This window comes from Pseudomonas sp. KT_2_4 (assembly GCF_041410225.1).
GTDB lineage: Bacteria > Pseudomonadota > Gammaproteobacteria > Pseudomonadales > Pseudomonadaceae > Aquipseudomonas > Aquipseudomonas paracarnis.
The window spans coordinates 4,931,720-4,950,572 of sequence record NZ_CP166962.1 but is presented as its reverse complement, the minus strand read 5'-3'; the positions used below and the strand labels follow the sequence as shown (position 1 = coordinate 4,950,572).

The following is an 18,853-nucleotide window of genomic DNA, read 5'->3' as shown; positions in this document are numbered from 1 at the left end:
TCAACCGCGGTGTCGAGACTCCACTGCCTTGCGCAGGGTGTCGATCAACGCCTGAATACGGGCGTGCTGCATCTTCATCGATGCTTTGTTGACGATCAGGCGGGAGCTGATGTCAGCGATAAAATCCTGGGGCTCCAAACCGTTGGCACGCAGGGTGTTGCCGGTGTCGACCACGTCGATGATCTTGTCGGCCAGCCCGATCAGCGGTGCCAGCTCCATGGAGCCGTAGAGCTTGATGATATCGACCTGACGGCCTTGTTCGGCGTAATAGCGCTTGGCAACGTTGACGAACTTGGTGGCGACCCGCAGGCGGCCCTTGGGCTCGACATCACCCACGCGGCCAGCGGTCATCAGCTTGCACAGGGCGATGCGCAGGTCCAGAGGCTCGTACAGGCCCTGGCCACCGTATTCCATCAGCACGTCCTTGCCGGCAACACCCAGGTCGGCGGCGCCATGTTCAACGTAGGTCGGCACGTCGGTAGCCCGCACGATCAGCAGGCGCACGTCGTCCTGGGTCGTGGGGATGATCAGCTTGCGGCTCTTGTCCGGATTCTCGGTCGGCACGATGCCCGCTTCAGCCAGAAGCGGCAACGTGTCGTCAAGGATGCGGCCCTTGGACAGTGCGATGGTCAACATGGGAAATGTCAGTCCTTCATCAGGCTATTGCTGTCCGGTCGCAAACGGCGCCAGACACAGATCGAGGCCATAACAGCCTCGATTTGAAACAAACCAGTGTTTGTAGGAGCGAGCTTGCTCGCGAAGAACGTCAACGATAACGCGTTTATTCAGAGTCAACGCGGTGCACATGAGGCCTTCGCGAGCAAGCTCGCTCCTACAGGGCAGCGGGGACTAGCCCGGTACGCGGCGAATCTTCGCGCCGAGCATCTGCAGTTTCTCTTCGATGCACTCGTAACCACGGTCTATGTGGTAGATGCGGTCGATCAGGGTGTCACCTTCGGCGCACAGTGCCGAGATTACCAGGCTGGCCGAGGCACGCAGGTCGGTTGCCATGACTGGCGCGCCCTTGAGCTTGTCGATCCCGGTGACGATGGCGGTGTTGCCTTCGACCTGGATCTTGGCGCCCATGCGGTGCAGTTCATACACGTGCATGAAGCGGTTTTCGAAGATGGTCTCGATCACAGCACCGGTGCCTTCGGCAATCGCGTTCAAGGAGATGAACTGCGCTTGCATGTCGGTCGGGAACGCCGGGTACGGAGCGGTACGCACGTTGACGGCTTTTGGCCGCTTGCCGTGCATGTTCAGCTCGATCCAGTCTTCGCCGGTGGTGATCTCTGCGCCGGCTTCCTTGAGTTTTTCCAGGACGGCTTCCAGGATGGTCGGATCGGTGTCCTTGACCTTCACACGGCCACCGGTCACGGCAGCGGCAACCAGGTAGGTACCGGTCTCGATGCGGTCAGGCATGACTTTGTAGGTGGCGGTGTGCAGACGCTCTACACCATCAATAGTGATGGTGTCAGTGCCAGCGCCGGAAACTTTGGCGCCCATGGCGTTGAGGAAGTTGGCCAGGTCGACCACTTCCGGCTCGCGTGCGGCGTTCTGCAACACGCTGCGACCGTTGGCCAGGGCAGCGGCCATCATGATGTTCTCGGTACCGGTGACGCTGACGGTATCAAAGAAGAAGTTCGCGCCGCGCAGGCCGCCTTCCGGCGCCTTGGCTTTGATGTAGCCGCCTTCGACGTCGATGACTGCGCCCATGGCCTCAAGGCCACGGATGTGCAGGTCGACCGGACGCGAACCAATGGCGCAACCGCCAGGCAAGGCTACTTCGGCTTCGCCGAAACGGGCAACCATCGGGCCCAGCACCAGGATCGACGCACGCATGGTTTTCACCAGTTCGTACGGGGCAATCAGGGTCTTGATGGTACGTGGGTCAATTTCGACGGCCAGTTTCTCGTCGATCACCGGCTCAATGCCCATGCGACCGAACAGCTCGATCATGGTGGTGATGTCGTGCAGGTGCGGCAGGTTGGCCACAGTCACCGGGCCATCGCACAGCAGGGTCGCTGCCAGGATCGGCAAGGCGGAGTTTTTCGCACCGGAAATGCGAATCTCGCCATCAAGGCGGGCACCGCCGGTAATAATCAATTTATCCATAAGAATCTCGACGCCTTGGGGGCTCAGGTGCGCTCGGCCCAGGCCGCGCGGCTGAAAAATTTCATAGTGACCGCATGGATGCTGCCATCGGTGATCCATGGGTTCAAATGGGCATAGATCTGCTGCTGACGCTTGACCGGGCTCAATGCCGCCAGTTCATCGCTAATCACGTTCAGCTGGAAATTGCAGCCTTCGCCTTCGACTTCTACAGTCGTTTCAGGCAGCTTTCCTTCAAGGAAGCTCTTAACTTCTAGGGCCTGCATGCTCAACCTCTATCGGCGCCCAGTGCGCACGGGTCGCACATCATACAAAAAAGCCCCGCGCCTGCGAACCCCGCATAGCAGGACTCTGACGGGGGGCTTCTTTAATAATGTGTATCAGGGATGCGCCAGCAGCTCGGTCAAACCGGAAACTTCGGCAATTTCGCGCATGTCTTCCGGCAACGCACGGATACTGACCGGTTTTTTCGCCGCCTCGGCATCACGCATGAAGCACAGCAACAACGACAGGCCGACGCTGCTGGACTTGGTCACCGCCGAGCAATCAAGCACCAGCTCTGGCGCTTTGCTGGCCTTGATTAACGCTTGGCCCTGCTTGCGCAGGTCAGGCCCGGTGCGGTAATCCAGCACGCCGCTGAGGAACAGCTCGCCGGCGTCGCCGATACGAACAGCCGACTCGGTCATTGCGCAGGCTTCCCGGCAGCTTTGTCGGTTTCTTCCTTGGCCTTGGCCACTTCACCGGCCCAACCGTTGATGGTCTTGTCCAGATCGTTGCCATTGCGCTGCATCGCGTCGGCGAACTGATCACGGAACAGCTTGCCGATGTTGATACCGTTGATGATCACGTTACGCAGCTTCCACTCACCGTTGATCTTCGTCAGGGTGTAGGACACAGGGTACACGGCGCCATTGCTGCCGGAGACTTTCATCCCGACTTCAGCACGGTCGCCCGACTCGTCCTTGGGCGCATCAACGATAATGCCCTGGTTGTTGTATTCCAGCAGAGCGTTGCCGTAGAACTGGAACAGACCCTTCTTGAAGTTTTCCTGGAACGTCTGCATCTGCGCAGGCGTAGCCTTGCGCGAATACTTGACCGTCATGATGCTTTTGGAGATGCCTTCAGCATCGACCACAGGGCCAACGATCGTGTTGAGCGCGTTGTAGAACTTGGAAGGGTCTTGCTTGTACTGTTCTTTATTAGCCTTGAGGTCAGCCAGCATTTTGCTGGTGGTGTCCTGCACCAAATCGTGGGCAGAACCTGCCGCGTTGGCCATCATCGGCAATGCTGCAAGCAGTACCAGCAGGCCACGTCGCAAGGTAGAGATCATGAACAGATTCCTCATTTGGCGTCTTTATTGACCGTATTGAGCAAAAATTTTCCGATCAGGTCTTCAAGCACCAGCGACGACTGTGTGTCGTGGATGGTCGAACCATCCTTGAGCAGGGCTGTTTCCCCGCCCACGCTGACCCCGATGTACTTCTCGCCCAGCAAACCCGCAGTGAGGATAGATGCCGTGGAGTCAGTTGGCAGATTATCTACCTTCTTGTCCAGTTGCATCGTCACCCGACCGGTAAAGCTGTCGCGATCCAGATCGATTGCCGTGACTTTGCCGATGGTGACACCGGCCATGGTCACTTTGGATCTGACCGTCAAACCGGCGATATTGTCGAAGTACGCGTAAAGTTTATAGGTATCGGCGGTAGGGCTGGCCGACAGGCCGCTGACTCGCAGGGCCAACAACAGTAAAGCCAGGATGCCAGCCAGCAAGAAAAGGCCGACACCGATTTCCACAGTGCGGTTTTGCATCAGAAATCTCCAAACATCAAGGCGGTCAAAATGAAGTCAAGGCCCAGTACCGCCAACGAGGCGTACACAACGGTCTTGGTGGTGGCACGGCTGATCCCCTCTGAAGTGGGCTCACAGTCATAGCCTTGGAATACGGCAATCCAGGTCACCACAAAGGCAAAGACGATGCTCTTTATAATGCCGTTGAGCACGTCACCGGTGAAGGTCACGCTGTTTTGCATGTTGGCCCAGTAGGAGCCGTCGTAGACCCCCAGCCAGTCAACCGCCACCCACGAACCACCCCAGATACCCACCACGCTGAAGATCATTGCCAGCAGTGGCAGGGAAATGAAGCCGGCCCACAGGCGCGGGGCAACGATGTACTTGAGCGGGTCCACGCCGATCATTTCCAGGCTGGACAGCTGCTCGGTGGACTTCATATTGCCGATTTCAGCGGTCAACGCCGAGCCCGCACGCCCAGCGAACAACAAGGCGGTGACCACCGGGCCAAGCTCACGCAACAGGGTCAGGGCCACCATCTGCCCTACCGCCTGCTCCGAGCCGTAGCTGGACAGGATATTGAAACCCTGCAGGGCCAGCACCATGCCGATGAACACGCCGGAGACCACGATGATCACCAGGGACATCACCCCCACCGAGTGCAGTTGCTTGACCAGCAGGCCAAAGCCGCCGCCGATGCCGCCGCGCCCCAGCAAGGCGTGAAACAGGAAAATGGTCGAACGCCCCAGCACTTCGACGATGTCGATGCCCGAACGACCGAAAAGGCGAACCTTCTCGATAAGAGATGTCTTGCGCATCAGCGCTTCCCCAGAAGATCTGAGCGGTAGTCCGCCGCCGGAAAGTGAAAAGGCACCGGGCCATCGGGGTTGCCGGTCATGAATTGGCGAATGCGCGGGTTATCGGCGTTCATCAACTCTTCAGGCGTACCCTGCCCCAGCACCTGACCATCACCGACTACATACAGATAGTCGGCAATGCTCGCGGTTTCGGCCAGGTCGTGGGAGACCACGATACTGGTGATTCCCAGTGCATCGTTGAGCAGGCGGATCAGGCGCACCAACACGCCCATGGCGATCGGGTCCTGCCCCACGAATGGCTCGTCATACATGAGGATCTGTGGGTCGAGGGCAATGGCCCGCGCCAGGGCGACACGGCGCTTCATGCCGCCGGACAACTCGTCCGGCATCAGGTCGATGGCGCCGCGAAGGCCTACGGCCTGCAGCTTCAGCAACACGATGTCACGAATCATTTCATCGGACAGCTGGGTGTGCACCCGCAGCGGGAAGGCCACGTTTTCGAACACATCGAGGTCGGTAAACAGCGCGCCGCTCTGGAATAGCACGCCCATATGCTTGCGCGCATCGAACAGATCGCTGCGTGACAGCGTCGGCAGGTTCTGGCCGTTGACCCACACTTCCCCGGCACTGGGGCGCAATTGCATGCCCATCAGGCGCAACAGGGTGGTCTTGCCGCAACCGGAAGGCCCCATGATGCCCGTGACCTTGCCGCGAGGAATGCGAATATCGACGTTATTGAAGATGCTGCGCGTCCCGCGCTTGAAGGTAAGACCCTTCAGCTCGACCGCGTAGGCGTTATCGGCACTCATCTAATCTCCTTGGGATGCAGCCTTTCACTCAGACACCATGTGTGCGACTTTGGTTTTCAACAGATGCGCAATAGTTGAGCACATGGGTTGGGCGGACCGAACTGGCGGCGAACTATATCACTGCTGGTACAGAGCGCCCAAGGCCGGAACAGCGCTGGTTCAGATTTGAGACAGGGAAAAAACGTTGCTTGCTATGTTGCCCACGGTGCTTTTCAGTTATCCCGCGCACAAAGCCTGACGAACTTGCGTGAGGGAATCGATCATTACCGCTATAATCGCCGACTTTTCGTCAGGCTATACGATTTCAGACATGAGCCAATCCAGCGACCTTATTCAATCCGCACAACGCACCATACGCCTTGAGCTTGAAGCCGTAGAAGGCTTGCTGGCCCATATCGACGCGGATTTCGTGCGCGCCTGCGAGATGATTCTGGCGAGCAAGGGCCGCGTTGTGGTGGTCGGCATGGGCAAGTCCGGCCACATTGGCAACAAGATCGCGGCGACCTTGGCGAGCACGGGGACCACTGCGTTTTTCGTGCACCCGGCCGAAGCCAGCCACGGCGACATGGGCATGATCACCAAGGATGACGTGATTTTGGCGCTGTCCAACTCCGGCACCACCAACGAAATCGTGACCCTGTTGCCGCTGATCAAGCGCCTGGGCATCCAGATGATCAGCCTCACAGGTAACCCTGAGTCAACGTTGGCCAAGGCTGCCGACGTCAACCTGAACGTGCACGTGACCCACGAAGCCTGCCCACTGAATCTGGCGCCCACCTCCTCCACCACCGCCGCGCTGGTAATGGGCGATGCCCTGGCGGTGGCATTGCTGGAGGCCCGCGGGTTTACGGCCGAGGACTTCGCATTTTCACATCCGGGTGGCGCACTGGGCCGTCGCCTGCTGCTGAAAGTGGAAAATGTCATGCATCGCGGCGCCGAGCTGCCGAGCGTTCCACGCGGCACTCTGCTTCGGGATGCGCTGATGGAAATGACGCGCAAGGGCTTGGGCATGACCGCCATCGTCGAAACCGATGGCCGGCTGGCCGGGATATTCACCGACGGCGACCTGCGTCGTACCCTTGACCGCACCATTGATATCCATACCGCGACCATCGACGCCGTGATGACCCCTCACGGCAAGACCGCCCGCGCCGAAATGCTCGCGGCTGAAGCGTTGAAAATCATGGAAGACCACCGGATAGGCGCACTGATCGTGGTCGACCACGATGATCGGCCGATCGGGGCCCTAAACCTAGGCGACTTGCTGCGCGCAGGAGTGATGTAAATGATCAGCGACCTGATGCAACGCGGTAAAAACATCAAACTGGCGATTTTCGACGTTGACGGCGTGCTGACGGATGGCCGCCTGTACTTCCTCGAAGACGGCAGCGAATTCAAGACCTTCAACACCCTCGATGGCCAAGGCATCAAAATGCTGATGGCAGCGGGCGTGCAAACCGCAATTATCAGCGGTCGAAAAACACCGGTTGTGGAACGCCGCGCACAAAACCTCGGTATTCCTCACCTGTATCAGGGCCGCGAGGATAAACTGGTGGTGCTGGACGAGCTTCTTGGCCAACTCAACCTAAGCTATGAACAGGTCGCCTATCTGGGCGACGACCTGCCAGACCTGCCGGTGATTCGCCGGGTGGGCCTGGGCATGGCCGTCGCGAATGCCGCGGCGTTTGTCCGCGAACACGCCCATGGCATCACCACCGCCCGTGGCGGCGAAGGTGCCGCCCGCGAGTTCTGCGAGTTGATCCTGCGTGCCCAGGGCAGTCTTGAAGCGGCCCACGCCGCCTACCTATAGAGCGTTATATGCTGAGCAAAAAGATTCGCAACTTCCTGTTATTCGGGGTCATCGCCGCGCTGCTCCTGGCGGTGGGCTACTGGAATATCAGCCCGGAGCGCTTTCTCGACAAGCCTGTTGCGCAGGTTGACGAAGGTCTTATCGACTATTACGCCACCAATGCCTACAGCATTCAGTACCTGCCTGACGGCAAGGTGCAGTATGAGATGACATCGGACAAGGTCGAGCACTTGAAGGCTTCCGAAGTCAGCCTGCTGACCAATCCGGACCTGAACCTGTATCGCGGCACCGAATTTCCCTGGCACGTCACCAGCAAGCGTGGCGAGGTCAACCCGGATGGCACCGAAGTTGAACTGATCGACTCGGTTCGCGTCGCACGTACAGACGCGCAGAACCGCGACACCATCATTACCAGCAGTCGCATGACCGTATTCCCACAGAAGCAATATGCGCAGACCGAGCAAGACGTTAGAATCGACGGCGCTGGCGGTGTATCGACTGGCAAGGGAATGAAAGCGTATTTGAAAGAAAGCAGGATACACCTGCTATCGAACGTAAGAGGACAGTATGAGGCTCGTTAAAACCCTCCCTATTTTGCTCGGTCTGGGCGCAGCACTGGGAAGCGTGAGCGCCTGGGCTCTGCCGAACGATAGCCAGCAACCGATCCATATTTCGGCTGACGATGCACAGCTCGATGACAAGAAAGGTGTTGCCACCTATACAGGCGGCGTGATCATCACCCAGGGCTCGATGAAGATTACCGGCAACACGGTGACTCTGACGCGCACCCAGGCAGGCGACATTGACGTGGTGACGTCGGTGGGCAACCTGGCTTATTTCGAGCAGAAGCAGTCCGCTACCGACACCGGCCCGATGAAGGGCTACGGCAAGACTATCCAGTATCACGCCCAGCAGAATCGTATCGTGTTGATCGACCAGGCCAAGGTACTGAGCCCAGACGGCAACTCGACCGAAGGTGAAAAGATCACCTATGACACCGTCAAGCAGATCGCCAACGCCGGTCGCGCCAACGGCTCCAAGGTCACTGCACCGCGCCCGCGCATCGACATGGTTATCCAGCCGAAGAAGAAGGCCGAGTAATGGCAACCCTGAAAGCCCAGCATCTGGCCAAGGCCTATAAAAGCCGCCAGGTGGTACGCGACGTCAGCCTGTCGATCGACAGCGGCCAGATCGTCGGTTTGCTCGGCCCCAACGGTGCCGGCAAAACCACTTGCTTCTATATGATCGTCGGGCTGGTCCAGGCAGACCAGGGTCGTGTATTGATCGACGACCTGGATGTCAGCCATCAACCCATGCACGGTCGTGCACGGGCAGGTATTGGCTATCTTCCCCAGGAAGCGTCGATCTTCCGCAAACTGTCGGTAGCCGATAACATCATGGCGATTCTCGAGACCCGCAAGGAACTCGATCGCGATGGCCGCCGCCAGGAGCTGGAAAGCCTGCTGCAGGAATTCCACATCAACCATATTCGCGACAACCTCGGCATGAGCCTGTCCGGTGGTGAGCGCCGCCGCGTGGAAATCGCCCGCGCCCTGGCGACCGCGCCGAAATTCATCCTGCTGGATGAACCCTTTGCCGGTGTCGACCCGATTTCGGTGGGTGACATCAAGCAGATCATCCATCACCTCAAGGCCAAGGGCATTGGCGTGCTGATCACCGACCACAACGTGCGCGAAACCCTCGATATCTGCGAAACAGCGTATATCGTCAACGATGGTCAGCTGATTGCCGAAGGCGATGCCGAGACTATCCTGGCTAACGAGCTGGTGAAGGAAGTGTACCTGGGTCACGAGTTCCGCCTGTAAACACAGGGGTATCGCGCTTTTCCCTGGAGCGCGCGGGAGTCAATGGAAACCTCGGTTTTTTTATTGTTACCGCGCTCTAGGCAAAGGCCCCGAGATCAGGCATATAATTTGCTTATGTTTGGCGCTCACGCGCCCTGTCGTGGATGGCGCATTGCGCCGGCGAATAAGGTGTTAAGCCCCTGCCATGAAACCATCGCTAGTCCTGAGAATGGGCCAGCAGCTGACGATGACACCGCAGCTGCAACAGGCCATCCGCCTGCTCCAATTGTCGACCCTGGACCTGCAACAGGAAATCCAGGAGGCCCTGGAGTCCAATCCGATGCTCGAACGCCAGGAAGAAGGCGACGACTTCGATAATGCAGACCCGCTGGCCGACAACATCGAGCAAAAACCCAATCCCGACGTGCAGGAACCCTCCTATCAGGAAACCGCCCCGACGGTGGACAACCTGGAGGAAGGCGACTGGAACGAACGCATTCCCAACGAGCTTCCCGTGGACACCGCGTGGGAAGACGTCTACCAGACCAGCGCCAGCAGCCTGCCGAGCAACGATGATGACGAGTGGGACTTCACCACCCGTACGTCGGTGGGCGAGAGCCTGCAGAGCCACCTGTTGTGGCAACTGAACCTGGCGCCGATGTCCGATACCGATCGCCTGATCGCGGTCACCCTGATCGACTGCATCAACAACCAGGGCTACCTGGACGAAACCCTCGAGGAGATCCTTGAGGCCTTCGACCCGGAACTGGATATCGAACTGGACGAAATCGAAGCCGTCCTGCACCGCATCCAGCAATTCGAGCCCGCCGGCATTGGTGCCCGCACACTCAGCGAGTGCCTGTTGCTGCAACTGCGCCAATTGCCGGCCAAGACCCCATGGCTCACCGAAGCGCAACGCCTGGTCAGTGACTACATCGACCTGCTGGGCAGTCGCGACTACAGCCAACTGATGCGCCGTATGAAGCTCAAGGAAGATGACTTGCGCCAGGTCATCGAGCTGGTGCAAAGCCTCAACCCGCGCCCAGGCTCGCAGATCGAATCCAGCGAAGCCGAATACGTAGTGCCCGACGTCATCGTGCGCAAGGACAACGAACGTTGGCTGGTGGAGCTGAACCAGGAGTCGGTACCGCGCCTGCGGGTCAACCCGCAATACGCAGGTTTTGTGCGCCGCGCCGACACCAGCGCCGATAACACCTTCATGCGCAACCAGTTGCAGGAAGCGCGGTGGTTCATCAAGAGCCTGCAAAGCCGCAACGAAACCCTGATGAAAGTCGCAACCCAGATCGTCGAACACCAGCGCGGTTTTCTGGAGTACGGCGACGAGGCCATGAAGCCTCTCGTGCTGCACGACATCGCCGAAGCCGTCGGCATGCATGAATCGACGATTTCCCGGGTTACCACGCAGAAATTCATGCATACCCCACGGGGTATTTATGAGCTGAAATACTTTTTCTCCAGCCACGTCAGCACCTCTGAAGGCGGTGAATGCTCGTCCACGGCGATCCGCGCGATCATCAAAAAACTGGTTGCCGCTGAAAATCAGAAAAAGCCGTTGAGTGACAGCAAGATCGCTGGTTTACTGGAGGCACAAGGCATTCAGGTCGCCCGTCGAACCGTCGCCAAGTACCGCGAGTCCCTAGGGATCGCGCCATCCAGCGAGCGTAAGCGTTTGATGTGACGGGCGGGCCACAGCGTTCCAGTGGTGGGTATTCCTGCCCACCGCCTTATGCACTGGCAACGAAGGAGAAGCTGTATGCAAGTCAACATCAGTGGACACCAGCTGGTAGTCACCAAGCCCCTGCGTGAATACACCGAGAGCAAACTGAACAAGCTTGCGGGACATTTTGACAAGATCACCAACGTGCAGGTCACCATGGAGGTCGATAAGCTCAAGCAGAAAATCGAGGCCACCCTGCACGTACCGAATGCCAAGCTCGTTGCCAATGCAGAACATGAAGACATGTACGCGGCAATTGACTCGCTCTACGACAAGCTCGACCGCCAACTCATAAAGCATAAGGAAAAGAATCTGCACCTGATGCAAGGTACAGGTCGTTAACTCTCCCCCCATGATCCGACTTGAAACCATCCTGACCCCCGGCCGTTCCCTCGTGAACGTGCCGGGCGGCAGCAAGAAAAAAGCCCTCGAACAAATTGCCAACCTGATCGCACGCGAAGTGCCGGATCTGGAGATGCAAGATGTCTTCGAAGCGTTGATTGCCCGTGAAAAACTCGGTTCCACCGGTTTTGGCAACGGCATCGCCATTCCGCACTGCCGCCTCAAAGGCTGTGAAACACCTGTGAGCGCCTTGCTGCACTTGGATCACCCCATTGATTTCGACGCCATCGACGGCGCCCCGGTCGACCTGCTCTTCGTGCTGCTGGTCCCGGAAGCCGCCACCGATGCGCACCTGGAACTGCTCCGGCAGATCGCCAGCATGCTGGACCGCAAGGATGTACGCGACAAACTGCGCAGCGCCTCCAGCAATGAAGCGTTGTACCAAGTTGTCCTGGATGAACAAAACGGGCAGTAATCATGCGTTTGATCATCGTCAGCGGTCGCTCCGGCTCGGGTAAGAGCACCGCCCTCAATGTGCTTGAGGACAACGGCTTCTATTGCATCGACAACCTGCCCGCCGGCCTGCTGCCAGAGCTGGCGGAACGCGCACTGATCCATACCGAATTGGCGCAGCCGCTGGTGGCGGTCTCGATTGATGCGCGCAACCTGCCTAGCCACCTCTCGCGGTTCCCGGAACTGTTGGAAGAAGTGCGTGCCAAGCACATTCATTGCGATGTGCTGTACCTGGATGCCGACGAAGAGACCTTGCTCAAGCGGTTCTCCGAAACCCGTCGACGCCACCCCCTCAGCAGCGCCAACCGCTCCCTGGCCGAAGCCATCGAGGACGAGACCAAGCTGCTCGGGCCGATCATTGACCTGGCCGACCTGAAGATCAACACCACCAATCTGAACCTGTATCAGTTGCGCGACGCGATCAAGCTGCGCCTGCTGAACCAGCCTGAGCCGGGGACGGCGTTTCTGGTCGAGTCATTTGGCTTCAAGCGCGGCATGCCGGTAGATGCCGACCTAGTGTTCGATGTGCGCTGCCTGCCCAACCCTTACTGGAAGCCGGAGTTGCGCGATCAGTCCGGGCTGGATCAGCCTGTGATCGACTACCTGGCCGCACAACCGGATGTGGAAGAGATGTTCCAGGACATCTCCAGCTACCTGCTCAAATGGTTGCCGCGCTTTGCCGCCAGCAATCGAGCCTATGTCACCATTGCCATTGGCTGCACCGGCGGCCACCACCGCTCGGTCTATTTGACTGAACGGCTGGGCCAGGTGCTGCAACAAACCCTCAAGAACGTCCAGGTTCGCCACCGCGACCTGAGTTGAAAGGAACACCTGCGCGATGCCTGCTCTGGAAATTGAAATCATCAACAAGCTGGGCTTGCACGCCCGGGCGTCGGCTAAATTCGTCGGCGTGGCCGGGCAGTTCCCCTGCCAGATCCGTGCTGGGCGTACGCCAGAGTCCATGGTCGATGGCAAAAGCATCATGGCGATGATGATGTTGGCGGCCGGCAAAGGCACCAAAATCCATCTGCGCACCGAAGGCGAGCAAGAAGACGAAGCAATGGCCGCACTGGTCGCGTTGATCAACAACTATTTCGACGAAGGCGAATAACCCTACTGTAGGAGCTTGCTCGCGAAAAACGTCAACGATAACGCGGGCATCCTGGTTAACGCAGTGCTCTCAGTTTTTTTTGCGAGCAGGCTCCCTCCTACAGGGAACCACCCTCAGCCTAACGCCGTATCCATCACCATCATCAGGCAAAACCCGAGGCACAGCCCAAGGCTGGCGAGATTTTCATGGCCATTGCGGCGCGACTCGGGGATGACTTCATGAGTCACGACCAGCAACATTGCCCCGGCGGCCAACGCCAAACCCAGCGGCAACAACACTTCGGCAAGGCTCACCAGCCATGCACAGAGCACCGCAAATACCGGCTCAACCAAGCCTGATGCAGCGCCAATCAAAAAGGCTTTGATCCGCGACATTCCCGCCCCAGCCAATACCAGCGCAATCACCAGCCCTTCAGGCACATCCTGCAGGGCAATGCCCATGGCGAGGCTGTCGGCATCCGCCATGCCTCCGCCCGCAGAAACCCCAACAGCCATGCCTTCCGGAATGTTGTGCGCAATGATGGCAAACACGAACAACCAAATACGCGGCGGGATAACCGGTTTATCCGGTGTACCCACCAGCATTTCCGGGCTGGCGCCAGAAACCTTGCGGTCTACGAGGTACAGGCCGAACGCCCCGAGCATGATGCCGAAGCTGATCAAGCCACTGGCGCCCCAAGGTGAAAGTCCCAGGCTTTCGGCGGCGGCGATGCCCGGTACCACCAGAGAAAACGCAGTCGCCGCCAGCATCACACCGGCACCAAAGCCCAGCAGGGTGTCGCTAAGCGCCATCGGCATGCGCCGAATCACCAACACCGGCACCGCGCCCAGCGCCGTGCCAAGCGCGCAGATCGCCCCACCCTGCAAAGCACGCAGTATGCGCGGTTCCAGGTTCAACCAGGCCAGCCCATGGGCCACCAATAACGCAGTACCTGCCAATAGCAGCAGCGTGCCAAACGCATAACGAAACATTCGCACGCTACCGATCGCCAGTGTTTGAGTGCCCATAGTCGGCCTTAGATCTTGTTATGGAGTGAATGTCAGGCCAAAGCGGCCTGATAGCGCGCGGCAACCTCCGGCCAGTTGATGACGCTATAGAATGCATTGATGTACTCCGGTCGTCGGTTTTGATATTGCAGGTAGTAAGCGTGCTCCCAGACGTCCAGGCCCAGCACCGGCGTATTGCCGCTCATCAGCGGGCTGTCCTGGTTGCCGCTGCTTTCCACCACCAGCGTTTTTTGTGGCGTAACGCTCAGCCAGGCCCAACCGCTGCCGAATCGCGTCAAGGCCGCCTTGGTGAACGCCTCCTTGAAGCTGTCGAAACCACCCAATTGCTCGTCGATAGCCTTGCCCAGCGCGCCCTCGGGTTTGCCGCCCCCTGTCGGTGACATGACTGCCCAGAACAACGAGTGGTTCGCATGCCCGCCTCCTTGGTTGACCACAGCAGCGCGTAATTTCTCCGGCAATGTTTGGACGCTGGACACCAGCTTCTCCACCGGCCAGCCGGCGAACTCAGTCCCCTCGACCGCAGCATTGAGGTTATTGATGTAGGTCTGGTGGTGCTTGGTGTAGTGAATTTCCATGGTTTGCGCGTCGATATGCGGCTCGAGGGCGTCGTAGGCGTAAGGCAAGGCCGGCAAGGTATAGGTCATATCAATGTGCTCCATAGTGGGACGTGGACGTTGGCGTCGCAGCACTGCCCAGCAGCCGATGAGTGCGTGGGTATTCGCCGTGATCGCTGATGAAATTCAGCAGCTCGACGTAGGTCTTGCTGCTTTGGCGCAGCGCGGCCTCGCGCAGTGACGGGCTGAGTCGCGGGTTCTGCATGGTCTGTAAGAGGCGCTGATGGATAGCGCAGAGGTATTCCGCGCTTTCCTCAGGCTGGTTCAGGCGCAAGTGCAGGTCCGCCAGGTTGTGATGGGAAATGACGCAAGCCGCCACTGCTTCGTCAGCATCCGCCCAGCGTTCGAACAACACTTGGGCCAGGGCCAGGGCTTGCAGATAGGCCTCGCGAGCGTCAACCAACTCGCCTGCCATAAAGCAGCGATTGGCCCGTTCGATCGTGCGTTTCCAGTGCTCCATGGTGAGCCTCCAAAGCGGGGTCGTTGATTACACGCCGCCGGCGGTGAGCTTTTCCGGGTCCAGCAGGACTTCCAGTTGGCTGCGCGGCAGGTCGGTGTGTTCGAGGGCGACATCGATCACCGGGCGGCCTTGCTGATACGCCTTCTTGGCGATTTCAGCGGCTTTCTGGTAGCCGATGATCGGGTTAAGTGCGGTGACCAGGATCGGATTGCGTGACAGCGCTTCCTTGAGCTTGGGTTCGTTGACCTTGAAGCTGGCAATGGCCTTGTCCGCCAGCAACCGGCTGGCATTGGCCAGCAACTCCAGGCTGCTGAGCAGGTTTTGGGCAATGATCGGCAGCATCACATTCAGCTCGAAATTGCCCGACTGACCGGCCACCGTGATCACTGTGTCATTGCCGATAACCTGGGCGGCCACCATGGCGGTCGCTTCCGGGATGACCGGGTTGACCTTGCCCGGCATGATCGACGAGCCCGGCTGCAGCGCCTCCAGTTCGATTTCACCCAGGCCGGCCAATGGCCCGGAGTTCATCCAGCGCAGGTCATTGGCGATCTTCATCAGCGACACCGCCGTGGCTTTCAACTGACCAGAGACCGCAACGGCGGTGTCCTGGGAGCCAATCAGCGCAAACAGGTTCTTGCCGGGTGTGAACTTCACTCCAGTCAACAGGCTCAGTTGCTGGCTGAAACACCCGGCAAACTCGGGGTGCGCATTGATCCCGGTACCGACCGCCGTGCCGCCCTGAGCCAATGCTTGCAGCGCCGGTAGCAGGTCCTGCAAGTGACCGATATTGGCCTTGAGCTGCTGCGCCCAGCCGTTCAACACCTGGCTCATGCGCACCGGCATGGCGTCCATCAAATGCGTGCGGCCGGTCTTGATGAACGGGTGAACCGCCTCGGCTTTTCGCTCGATGACTTGCACCAGATGCAGCAGGGCCGGCAACGTTTGCTCGTGCAGCACCAACGCGGCACTGACGTGGATGGTGGTGGGGATGATGTCGTTGCTGCTCTGGCAGCAATTCACATGATCGTTGGGGTTGACCGCCTCGCCCAGCAAACGGCTGGCAAGGGTCGCGATCACTTCATTGGCGTTCATGTTGGAGCTGGTGCCGGAGCCGGTCTGGAAGATATCCACCGGGAAGTGCTGCATGTAGTCGCCTTCCAGCAATCCTTGGGCAGCATCGACAATAGCCTTGCCCTGCCCTTCGCTGAGTTGCTTGAGGTCGACGTTGACCTTGGCCGCGGCTGTCTTGGCCAGGATCAGCGCGCGGATGAATTGCGCCGGCATGGGTTGATGACTGATCGGAAAGTTGTTCACCGCACGCTGTGTTTGTGCGCCATACAAAGCTTCTTGCGGCACATGCAGTTCGCCCATGCTGTCGCGTTCGATACGGGTGTTACTCATCATTAGATCCTTGCACCAAGTCAGAAACGGAAATCGAAGGCAGTAATTCGCAGCTCGCCAATTGCCAGGCAAAGGTCTGCCAGCGCTTGAGGCGGCAGGCACAGTGGGAGAGTTTTTCCAGGTCGCGCAGTGGTCGCCAGGCCTGGTCCAGGCACAGAGAGCGCCAATGCCAGGGCAAGGCGACATCAGCGGCGGTGTCGATCAACAAACGAAATGAGGTTTCAGCGATGGTCCACGGATGGGTTGCGGTGCAACACGCCAGGTACCGACCTTCGTTCAGGTAATGCTCAATCAGGCGGGGTTCATTGGGATCCAGGCCACAGCGAATCTGGCGGCTCATCCAACGCCAGCTTTCCAGATAGGGATCCTCATGCAAGACAGAACTCATGAGACACACTCATTCGGTAATGATATTTATTATTAAATGATATTGAGAATCAAAACAAGAGTAGCCCATTAATCCTGTCAAAAGAGGCGCAATAAAAAAGGCGCGCCATCTTTGCGATGGCGCGCCTTTCAGAACGTGCGGGAGGGATTAGCTGCCAGCGACCGTCATGCGTTCAATAAGCACCGAACCCGTGCGGATATTGCTGCGCAGTTCAAGGTCGTTACCCACGGCAACGATCTGCTTGAACATATCGCGCATATTGCCCGCGATGGTCACTTCCTGGACGGCGAACTGAATCTCGCCATTCTCCACCCAGAAGCCCGCCGCACCACGCGAGTAGTCACCGGTGACCATGTTCAGGCCATGGCCCATCAATTCAGTCACCAGCAACCCACGCCCCATCCGCCGCAACAACACCGCCTGGTCTTCATCACCGTGCGTCACGAACAGGTTATGCACGCCGCCTGCGTTAGCGGTGCTTGGCAGGCCCAGCTTGCGACCGGCATAAGTGCCCAGAACATAGGACACCAGCTCACCTTGCTCGACAAACGGCTTGGCATAGGTCGCCAGGCCATCGCCGTCGAACGACGAACTGCCCATCGCGCGCATCAGATGCGGGCGCTCGTCGATGGTCAGCCACTCAGGGAACAGCTTCTGGCCGATGGCGCCTTCCAGGAACGAAGACTTGCGATACAGGTTGCCACCGGAAATCGCGCCGAGGAAGCTGCCGAATAAACCACCGGCCAGCTCTGCGGAAAACAGCACAGGCACTTCGCAGGTCGGCACCGGGCGCGCGCCCAGGCGGCTCGCAGCCCGTTGCGCCGCACGCAGGCCAATGCTTGCAGGGTCTGCCAGTAAATCGCCTTGGCGGTTTACGTCATACCAGTAATCACGCTGCATCTGCCCGTTGGCTTCGGCGATCATCACGCAACTGAGGCTGTGACGCGTGGACGCATAGCCACCGATAAAGCCATGGCTGTTGCCATAGACGCGGCAACCCTGATGGGTACTCAAGGTGGTGCCGTCCGCATTCTTGATGCGGGCATCGGCATCGAAGGCTGCCGCTTCGCAGGTCAGCGCCAGCTCGATGGCTTGCTCAGGCGTGATATCCCAGGCGTGGAACAGGTCAAAATCCTGCACATCCTTGGCCATCAACGCCTTGTCGGCCAGGCCCGAGCTTTCATCCTCGGAGGTGTGCTTGGCAATCGCCAGCGCTGCGGCGACGGTCTCGCGAATCGCCTCAGGGCCACTGGCGGAAGTGCTGGCCGAGCCTTTTCGCTGGCCCGCATACAAGGTAATGCCAAACCCTTGGTCGCGATTGAATTCAACCGTTTCCACTTCCCGCTGGCGCACCGAAGTCGACAACCCTTGCTCCAGCGACACCGCCACTTCACAGGCGCTGGCCCCCTGGCGCTTGGCCTCGGCAAGGATCTGCTCGACTTGTTCCTGCAGTGCCGGTAACGCTTGTGGACCGACGCTTTGGGCTGCACTCATGGTTTTCTCCACTCAAATTCTGCTTTCGGTAATGGCCATCGAGCGACCGGGCCGGACAAGCGGCCCCCGACTGGTTATCATGGCGGCGTTTCTTTGCGGACTGCCACCATGGTTGATTCTTACGACGACTCCCTCGATGGGGAGAAAAGCAAAACCCAGGTCAAACGTGAGCTGCATGCTCTGGTTGACCTTGGCGAGCGCCTTACAACGCTCAAAAAGGATTTGGTCGCCAAACTGCCACTGACCGACGAAATGCGTCGGGCCCTGGCGGATGCGCCCAAGCACACCGCGAATATCGCGCGTAAACGGCACATCTCGTTTATCGGCAAACTGATGCGCGACCAAGACATTGACGCCATTCTGACTTTGCTCGATCAAACCGATGCCTCCACTCGCCAGTACAACGAACGCTTCCACAACCTGGAACGTTGGCGTGACCGCCTGATCTCGGGCGATGACGCGGTGCTGGAGAAATTCGTACTGGACTACCCGGACGCGGACCGCCAACAATTGCGCTCCCTGATCCGTCAGGCCCAGCACGAGCTGGCGCATAACAAGGCGCCGGCCACCAGCCGTAAAATCTTCAAATACATCCGTGAGCTGGACGAGACTCAACGCGGCCTGCGCTGATCCTCTTCCC

General features: G+C 58.9%; 25 protein-coding genes. 11 read left to right on the top strand and 14 right to left on the bottom strand.

Annotated features, from left to right (window positions below; all coding sequences use genetic code 11):
* The 8 genes from hisG to AB9N64_RS22760 all read right to left on the bottom strand — a co-directional run bounded on the left by hisG (position 1) and on the right by AB9N64_RS22760 (position 5,527).
* Positions 1 to 636: an ATP phosphoribosyltransferase gene (hisG, locus tag AB9N64_RS22795; RefSeq protein ID WP_003188599.1), complete on the bottom strand. Its 636-nt coding sequence runs from the start codon at positions 634 to 636 to the stop codon at positions 1 to 3.
* A 213-nt stretch (positions 637 to 849) separates the two neighbouring features.
* On the bottom strand, positions 850 to 2,115 hold the full coding sequence (murA, locus tag AB9N64_RS22790; protein ID WP_003188598.1) for a UDP-N-acetylglucosamine 1-carboxyvinyltransferase: 1,266 nt from the start codon (positions 2,113 to 2,115) through the stop codon (positions 850 to 852).
* A gap of 23 nt (positions 2,116 to 2,138) precedes the next feature.
* Positions 2,139 to 2,378, bottom strand: a complete 240-nt coding sequence (locus tag AB9N64_RS22785; RefSeq protein ID WP_003188597.1) for a BolA family protein — start codon at positions 2,376 to 2,378, stop codon at positions 2,139 to 2,141.
* Between the two features lie 114 nt (positions 2,379 to 2,492).
* The gene (locus tag AB9N64_RS22780; RefSeq protein WP_003188596.1) at positions 2,493 to 2,798 is read right to left on the bottom strand and encodes a lipid asymmetry maintenance protein MlaB; all 306 of its coding nucleotides are present in this window, start codon (positions 2,796 to 2,798) and stop codon (positions 2,493 to 2,495) included.
* Positions 2,795 to 3,442, bottom strand: coding sequence for a phospholipid-binding protein MlaC (locus AB9N64_RS22775; protein ID WP_014716940.1), 648 nt, complete (start codon positions 3,440 to 3,442; stop codon positions 2,795 to 2,797). Before AB9N64_RS22775 ends, AB9N64_RS22780 begins: the two co-directional genes overlap by 4 nt.
* Before the next feature lie 11 nt (positions 3,443 to 3,453).
* Complete coding sequence (gene mlaD, locus AB9N64_RS22770) at positions 3,454 to 3,921, bottom strand: outer membrane lipid asymmetry maintenance protein MlaD (RefSeq protein WP_003188593.1); 468 nt, start codon at positions 3,919 to 3,921, stop codon at positions 3,454 to 3,456.
* Positions 3,921 to 4,718, bottom strand: a complete 798-nt coding sequence (gene mlaE / locus AB9N64_RS22765) for a lipid asymmetry maintenance ABC transporter permease subunit MlaE (RefSeq protein WP_003188592.1) — start codon at positions 4,716 to 4,718, stop codon at positions 3,921 to 3,923. The genes mlaD and mlaE overlap by 1 nt, the downstream gene beginning before the upstream one ends.
* A complete protein-coding gene (locus AB9N64_RS22760) occupies positions 4,718 to 5,527 on the bottom strand; it encodes an ATP-binding cassette domain-containing protein (RefSeq protein ID WP_003188590.1) in 810 nt (269 codons plus the stop codon). Before AB9N64_RS22760 ends, mlaE begins: the two co-directional genes overlap by 1 nt.
* A gap of 310 nt (positions 5,528 to 5,837) precedes the next feature.
* On the opposite strand from AB9N64_RS22760, the gene AB9N64_RS22755 reads away from it, so the two are divergent.
* The 10 genes from AB9N64_RS22755 to AB9N64_RS22710 all read left to right on the top strand — a co-directional run bounded on the left by AB9N64_RS22755 (position 5,838) and on the right by AB9N64_RS22710 (position 12,846).
* On the top strand, positions 5,838 to 6,812 hold the full coding sequence (locus AB9N64_RS22755) for a KpsF/GutQ family sugar-phosphate isomerase (protein WP_014716939.1): 975 nt from the start codon (positions 5,838 to 5,840) through the stop codon (positions 6,810 to 6,812).
* Positions 6,813 to 7,337: an HAD family hydrolase gene (locus AB9N64_RS22750; RefSeq protein ID WP_014716938.1), complete on the top strand. Its 525-nt coding sequence runs from the start codon at positions 6,813 to 6,815 to the stop codon at positions 7,335 to 7,337. It abuts the gene before it with no gap.
* Between the two features lie 8 nt (positions 7,338 to 7,345).
* A complete protein-coding gene (gene lptC / locus AB9N64_RS22745) occupies positions 7,346 to 7,918 on the top strand; it encodes an LPS export ABC transporter periplasmic protein LptC (RefSeq protein ID WP_014716937.1) in 573 nt (190 codons plus the stop codon).
* A complete protein-coding gene (lptA, locus tag AB9N64_RS22740) occupies positions 7,905 to 8,438 on the top strand; it encodes a lipopolysaccharide transport periplasmic protein LptA (protein ID WP_014716936.1) in 534 nt (177 codons plus the stop codon). Before lptC ends, lptA begins: the two co-directional genes overlap by 14 nt.
* Positions 8,438 to 9,163: an LPS export ABC transporter ATP-binding protein gene (lptB, locus tag AB9N64_RS22735; protein ID WP_003188582.1), complete on the top strand. Its 726-nt coding sequence runs from the start codon at positions 8,438 to 8,440 to the stop codon at positions 9,161 to 9,163. Before lptA ends, lptB begins: the two co-directional genes overlap by 1 nt.
* A gap of 184 nt (positions 9,164 to 9,347) precedes the next feature.
* Positions 9,348 to 10,841, top strand: coding sequence for an RNA polymerase factor sigma-54 (locus tag AB9N64_RS22730; protein ID WP_014716935.1), 1,494 nt, complete (start codon positions 9,348 to 9,350; stop codon positions 10,839 to 10,841).
* Between the two features lie 75 nt (positions 10,842 to 10,916).
* Positions 10,917 to 11,222, top strand: coding sequence for a ribosome hibernation-promoting factor, HPF/YfiA family (gene hpf, locus AB9N64_RS22725; RefSeq protein ID WP_014716934.1), 306 nt, complete (start codon positions 10,917 to 10,919; stop codon positions 11,220 to 11,222).
* A gap of 10 nt (positions 11,223 to 11,232) precedes the next feature.
* Positions 11,233 to 11,697 (top strand): PTS IIA-like nitrogen regulatory protein PtsN, encoded by a 465-nt coding sequence (gene ptsN, locus AB9N64_RS22720; RefSeq protein ID WP_014716933.1) that lies wholly within the window; start codon positions 11,233 to 11,235, stop codon positions 11,695 to 11,697.
* A 2-nt stretch (positions 11,698 to 11,699) separates the two neighbouring features.
* On the top strand, positions 11,700 to 12,557 hold the full coding sequence (gene rapZ, locus AB9N64_RS22715) for an RNase adapter RapZ (protein ID WP_019816957.1): 858 nt from the start codon (positions 11,700 to 11,702) through the stop codon (positions 12,555 to 12,557).
* Positions 12,558 to 12,573: 16 nt separating this feature from the next.
* Positions 12,574 to 12,846 (top strand): HPr family phosphocarrier protein, encoded by a 273-nt coding sequence (locus AB9N64_RS22710; RefSeq protein WP_014716931.1) that lies wholly within the window; start codon positions 12,574 to 12,576, stop codon positions 12,844 to 12,846.
* A gap of 113 nt (positions 12,847 to 12,959) precedes the next feature.
* On the opposite strand, the gene AB9N64_RS22705 is transcribed toward AB9N64_RS22710, so the two are convergent.
* The 6 genes from AB9N64_RS22705 to pmbA form a co-directional block, all read right to left on the bottom strand.
* Positions 12,960 to 13,853 (bottom strand): ZIP family metal transporter, encoded by an 894-nt coding sequence (locus AB9N64_RS22705; RefSeq protein ID WP_014716930.1) that lies wholly within the window; start codon positions 13,851 to 13,853, stop codon positions 12,960 to 12,962.
* Positions 13,854 to 13,885: 32 nt separating this feature from the next.
* Positions 13,886 to 14,497, bottom strand: a complete 612-nt coding sequence (locus tag AB9N64_RS22700) for a superoxide dismutase (protein ID WP_014716929.1) — start codon at positions 14,495 to 14,497, stop codon at positions 13,886 to 13,888.
* A 1-nt stretch (position 14,498) separates the two neighbouring features.
* Positions 14,499 to 14,927, bottom strand: a complete 429-nt coding sequence (locus tag AB9N64_RS22695) for a hypothetical protein (RefSeq protein WP_014716928.1) — start codon at positions 14,925 to 14,927, stop codon at positions 14,499 to 14,501.
* A gap of 27 nt (positions 14,928 to 14,954) precedes the next feature.
* On the bottom strand, positions 14,955 to 16,331 hold the full coding sequence (locus AB9N64_RS22690) for a class II fumarate hydratase (protein ID WP_371359673.1): 1,377 nt from the start codon (positions 16,329 to 16,331) through the stop codon (positions 14,955 to 14,957).
* A complete protein-coding gene (locus AB9N64_RS22685; protein WP_003188570.1) occupies positions 16,324 to 16,719 on the bottom strand; it encodes a hypothetical protein in 396 nt (131 codons plus the stop codon). The genes AB9N64_RS22690 and AB9N64_RS22685 overlap by 8 nt, the downstream gene beginning before the upstream one ends.
* A gap of 147 nt (positions 16,720 to 16,866) precedes the next feature.
* Complete coding sequence (gene pmbA / locus AB9N64_RS22680) at positions 16,867 to 18,213, bottom strand: metalloprotease PmbA (protein WP_371359672.1); 1,347 nt, start codon at positions 18,211 to 18,213, stop codon at positions 16,867 to 16,869.
* 108 nt (positions 18,214 to 18,321) lie between these two features.
* On the opposite strand from pmbA, the gene yjgA reads away from it, so the two are divergent.
* On the top strand, positions 18,322 to 18,843 hold the full coding sequence (gene yjgA, locus AB9N64_RS22675; RefSeq protein WP_003188568.1) for a ribosome biogenesis factor YjgA: 522 nt from the start codon (positions 18,322 to 18,324) through the stop codon (positions 18,841 to 18,843).
* The last annotated feature ends 10 nt before the right edge of the window (positions 18,844 to 18,853 follow it).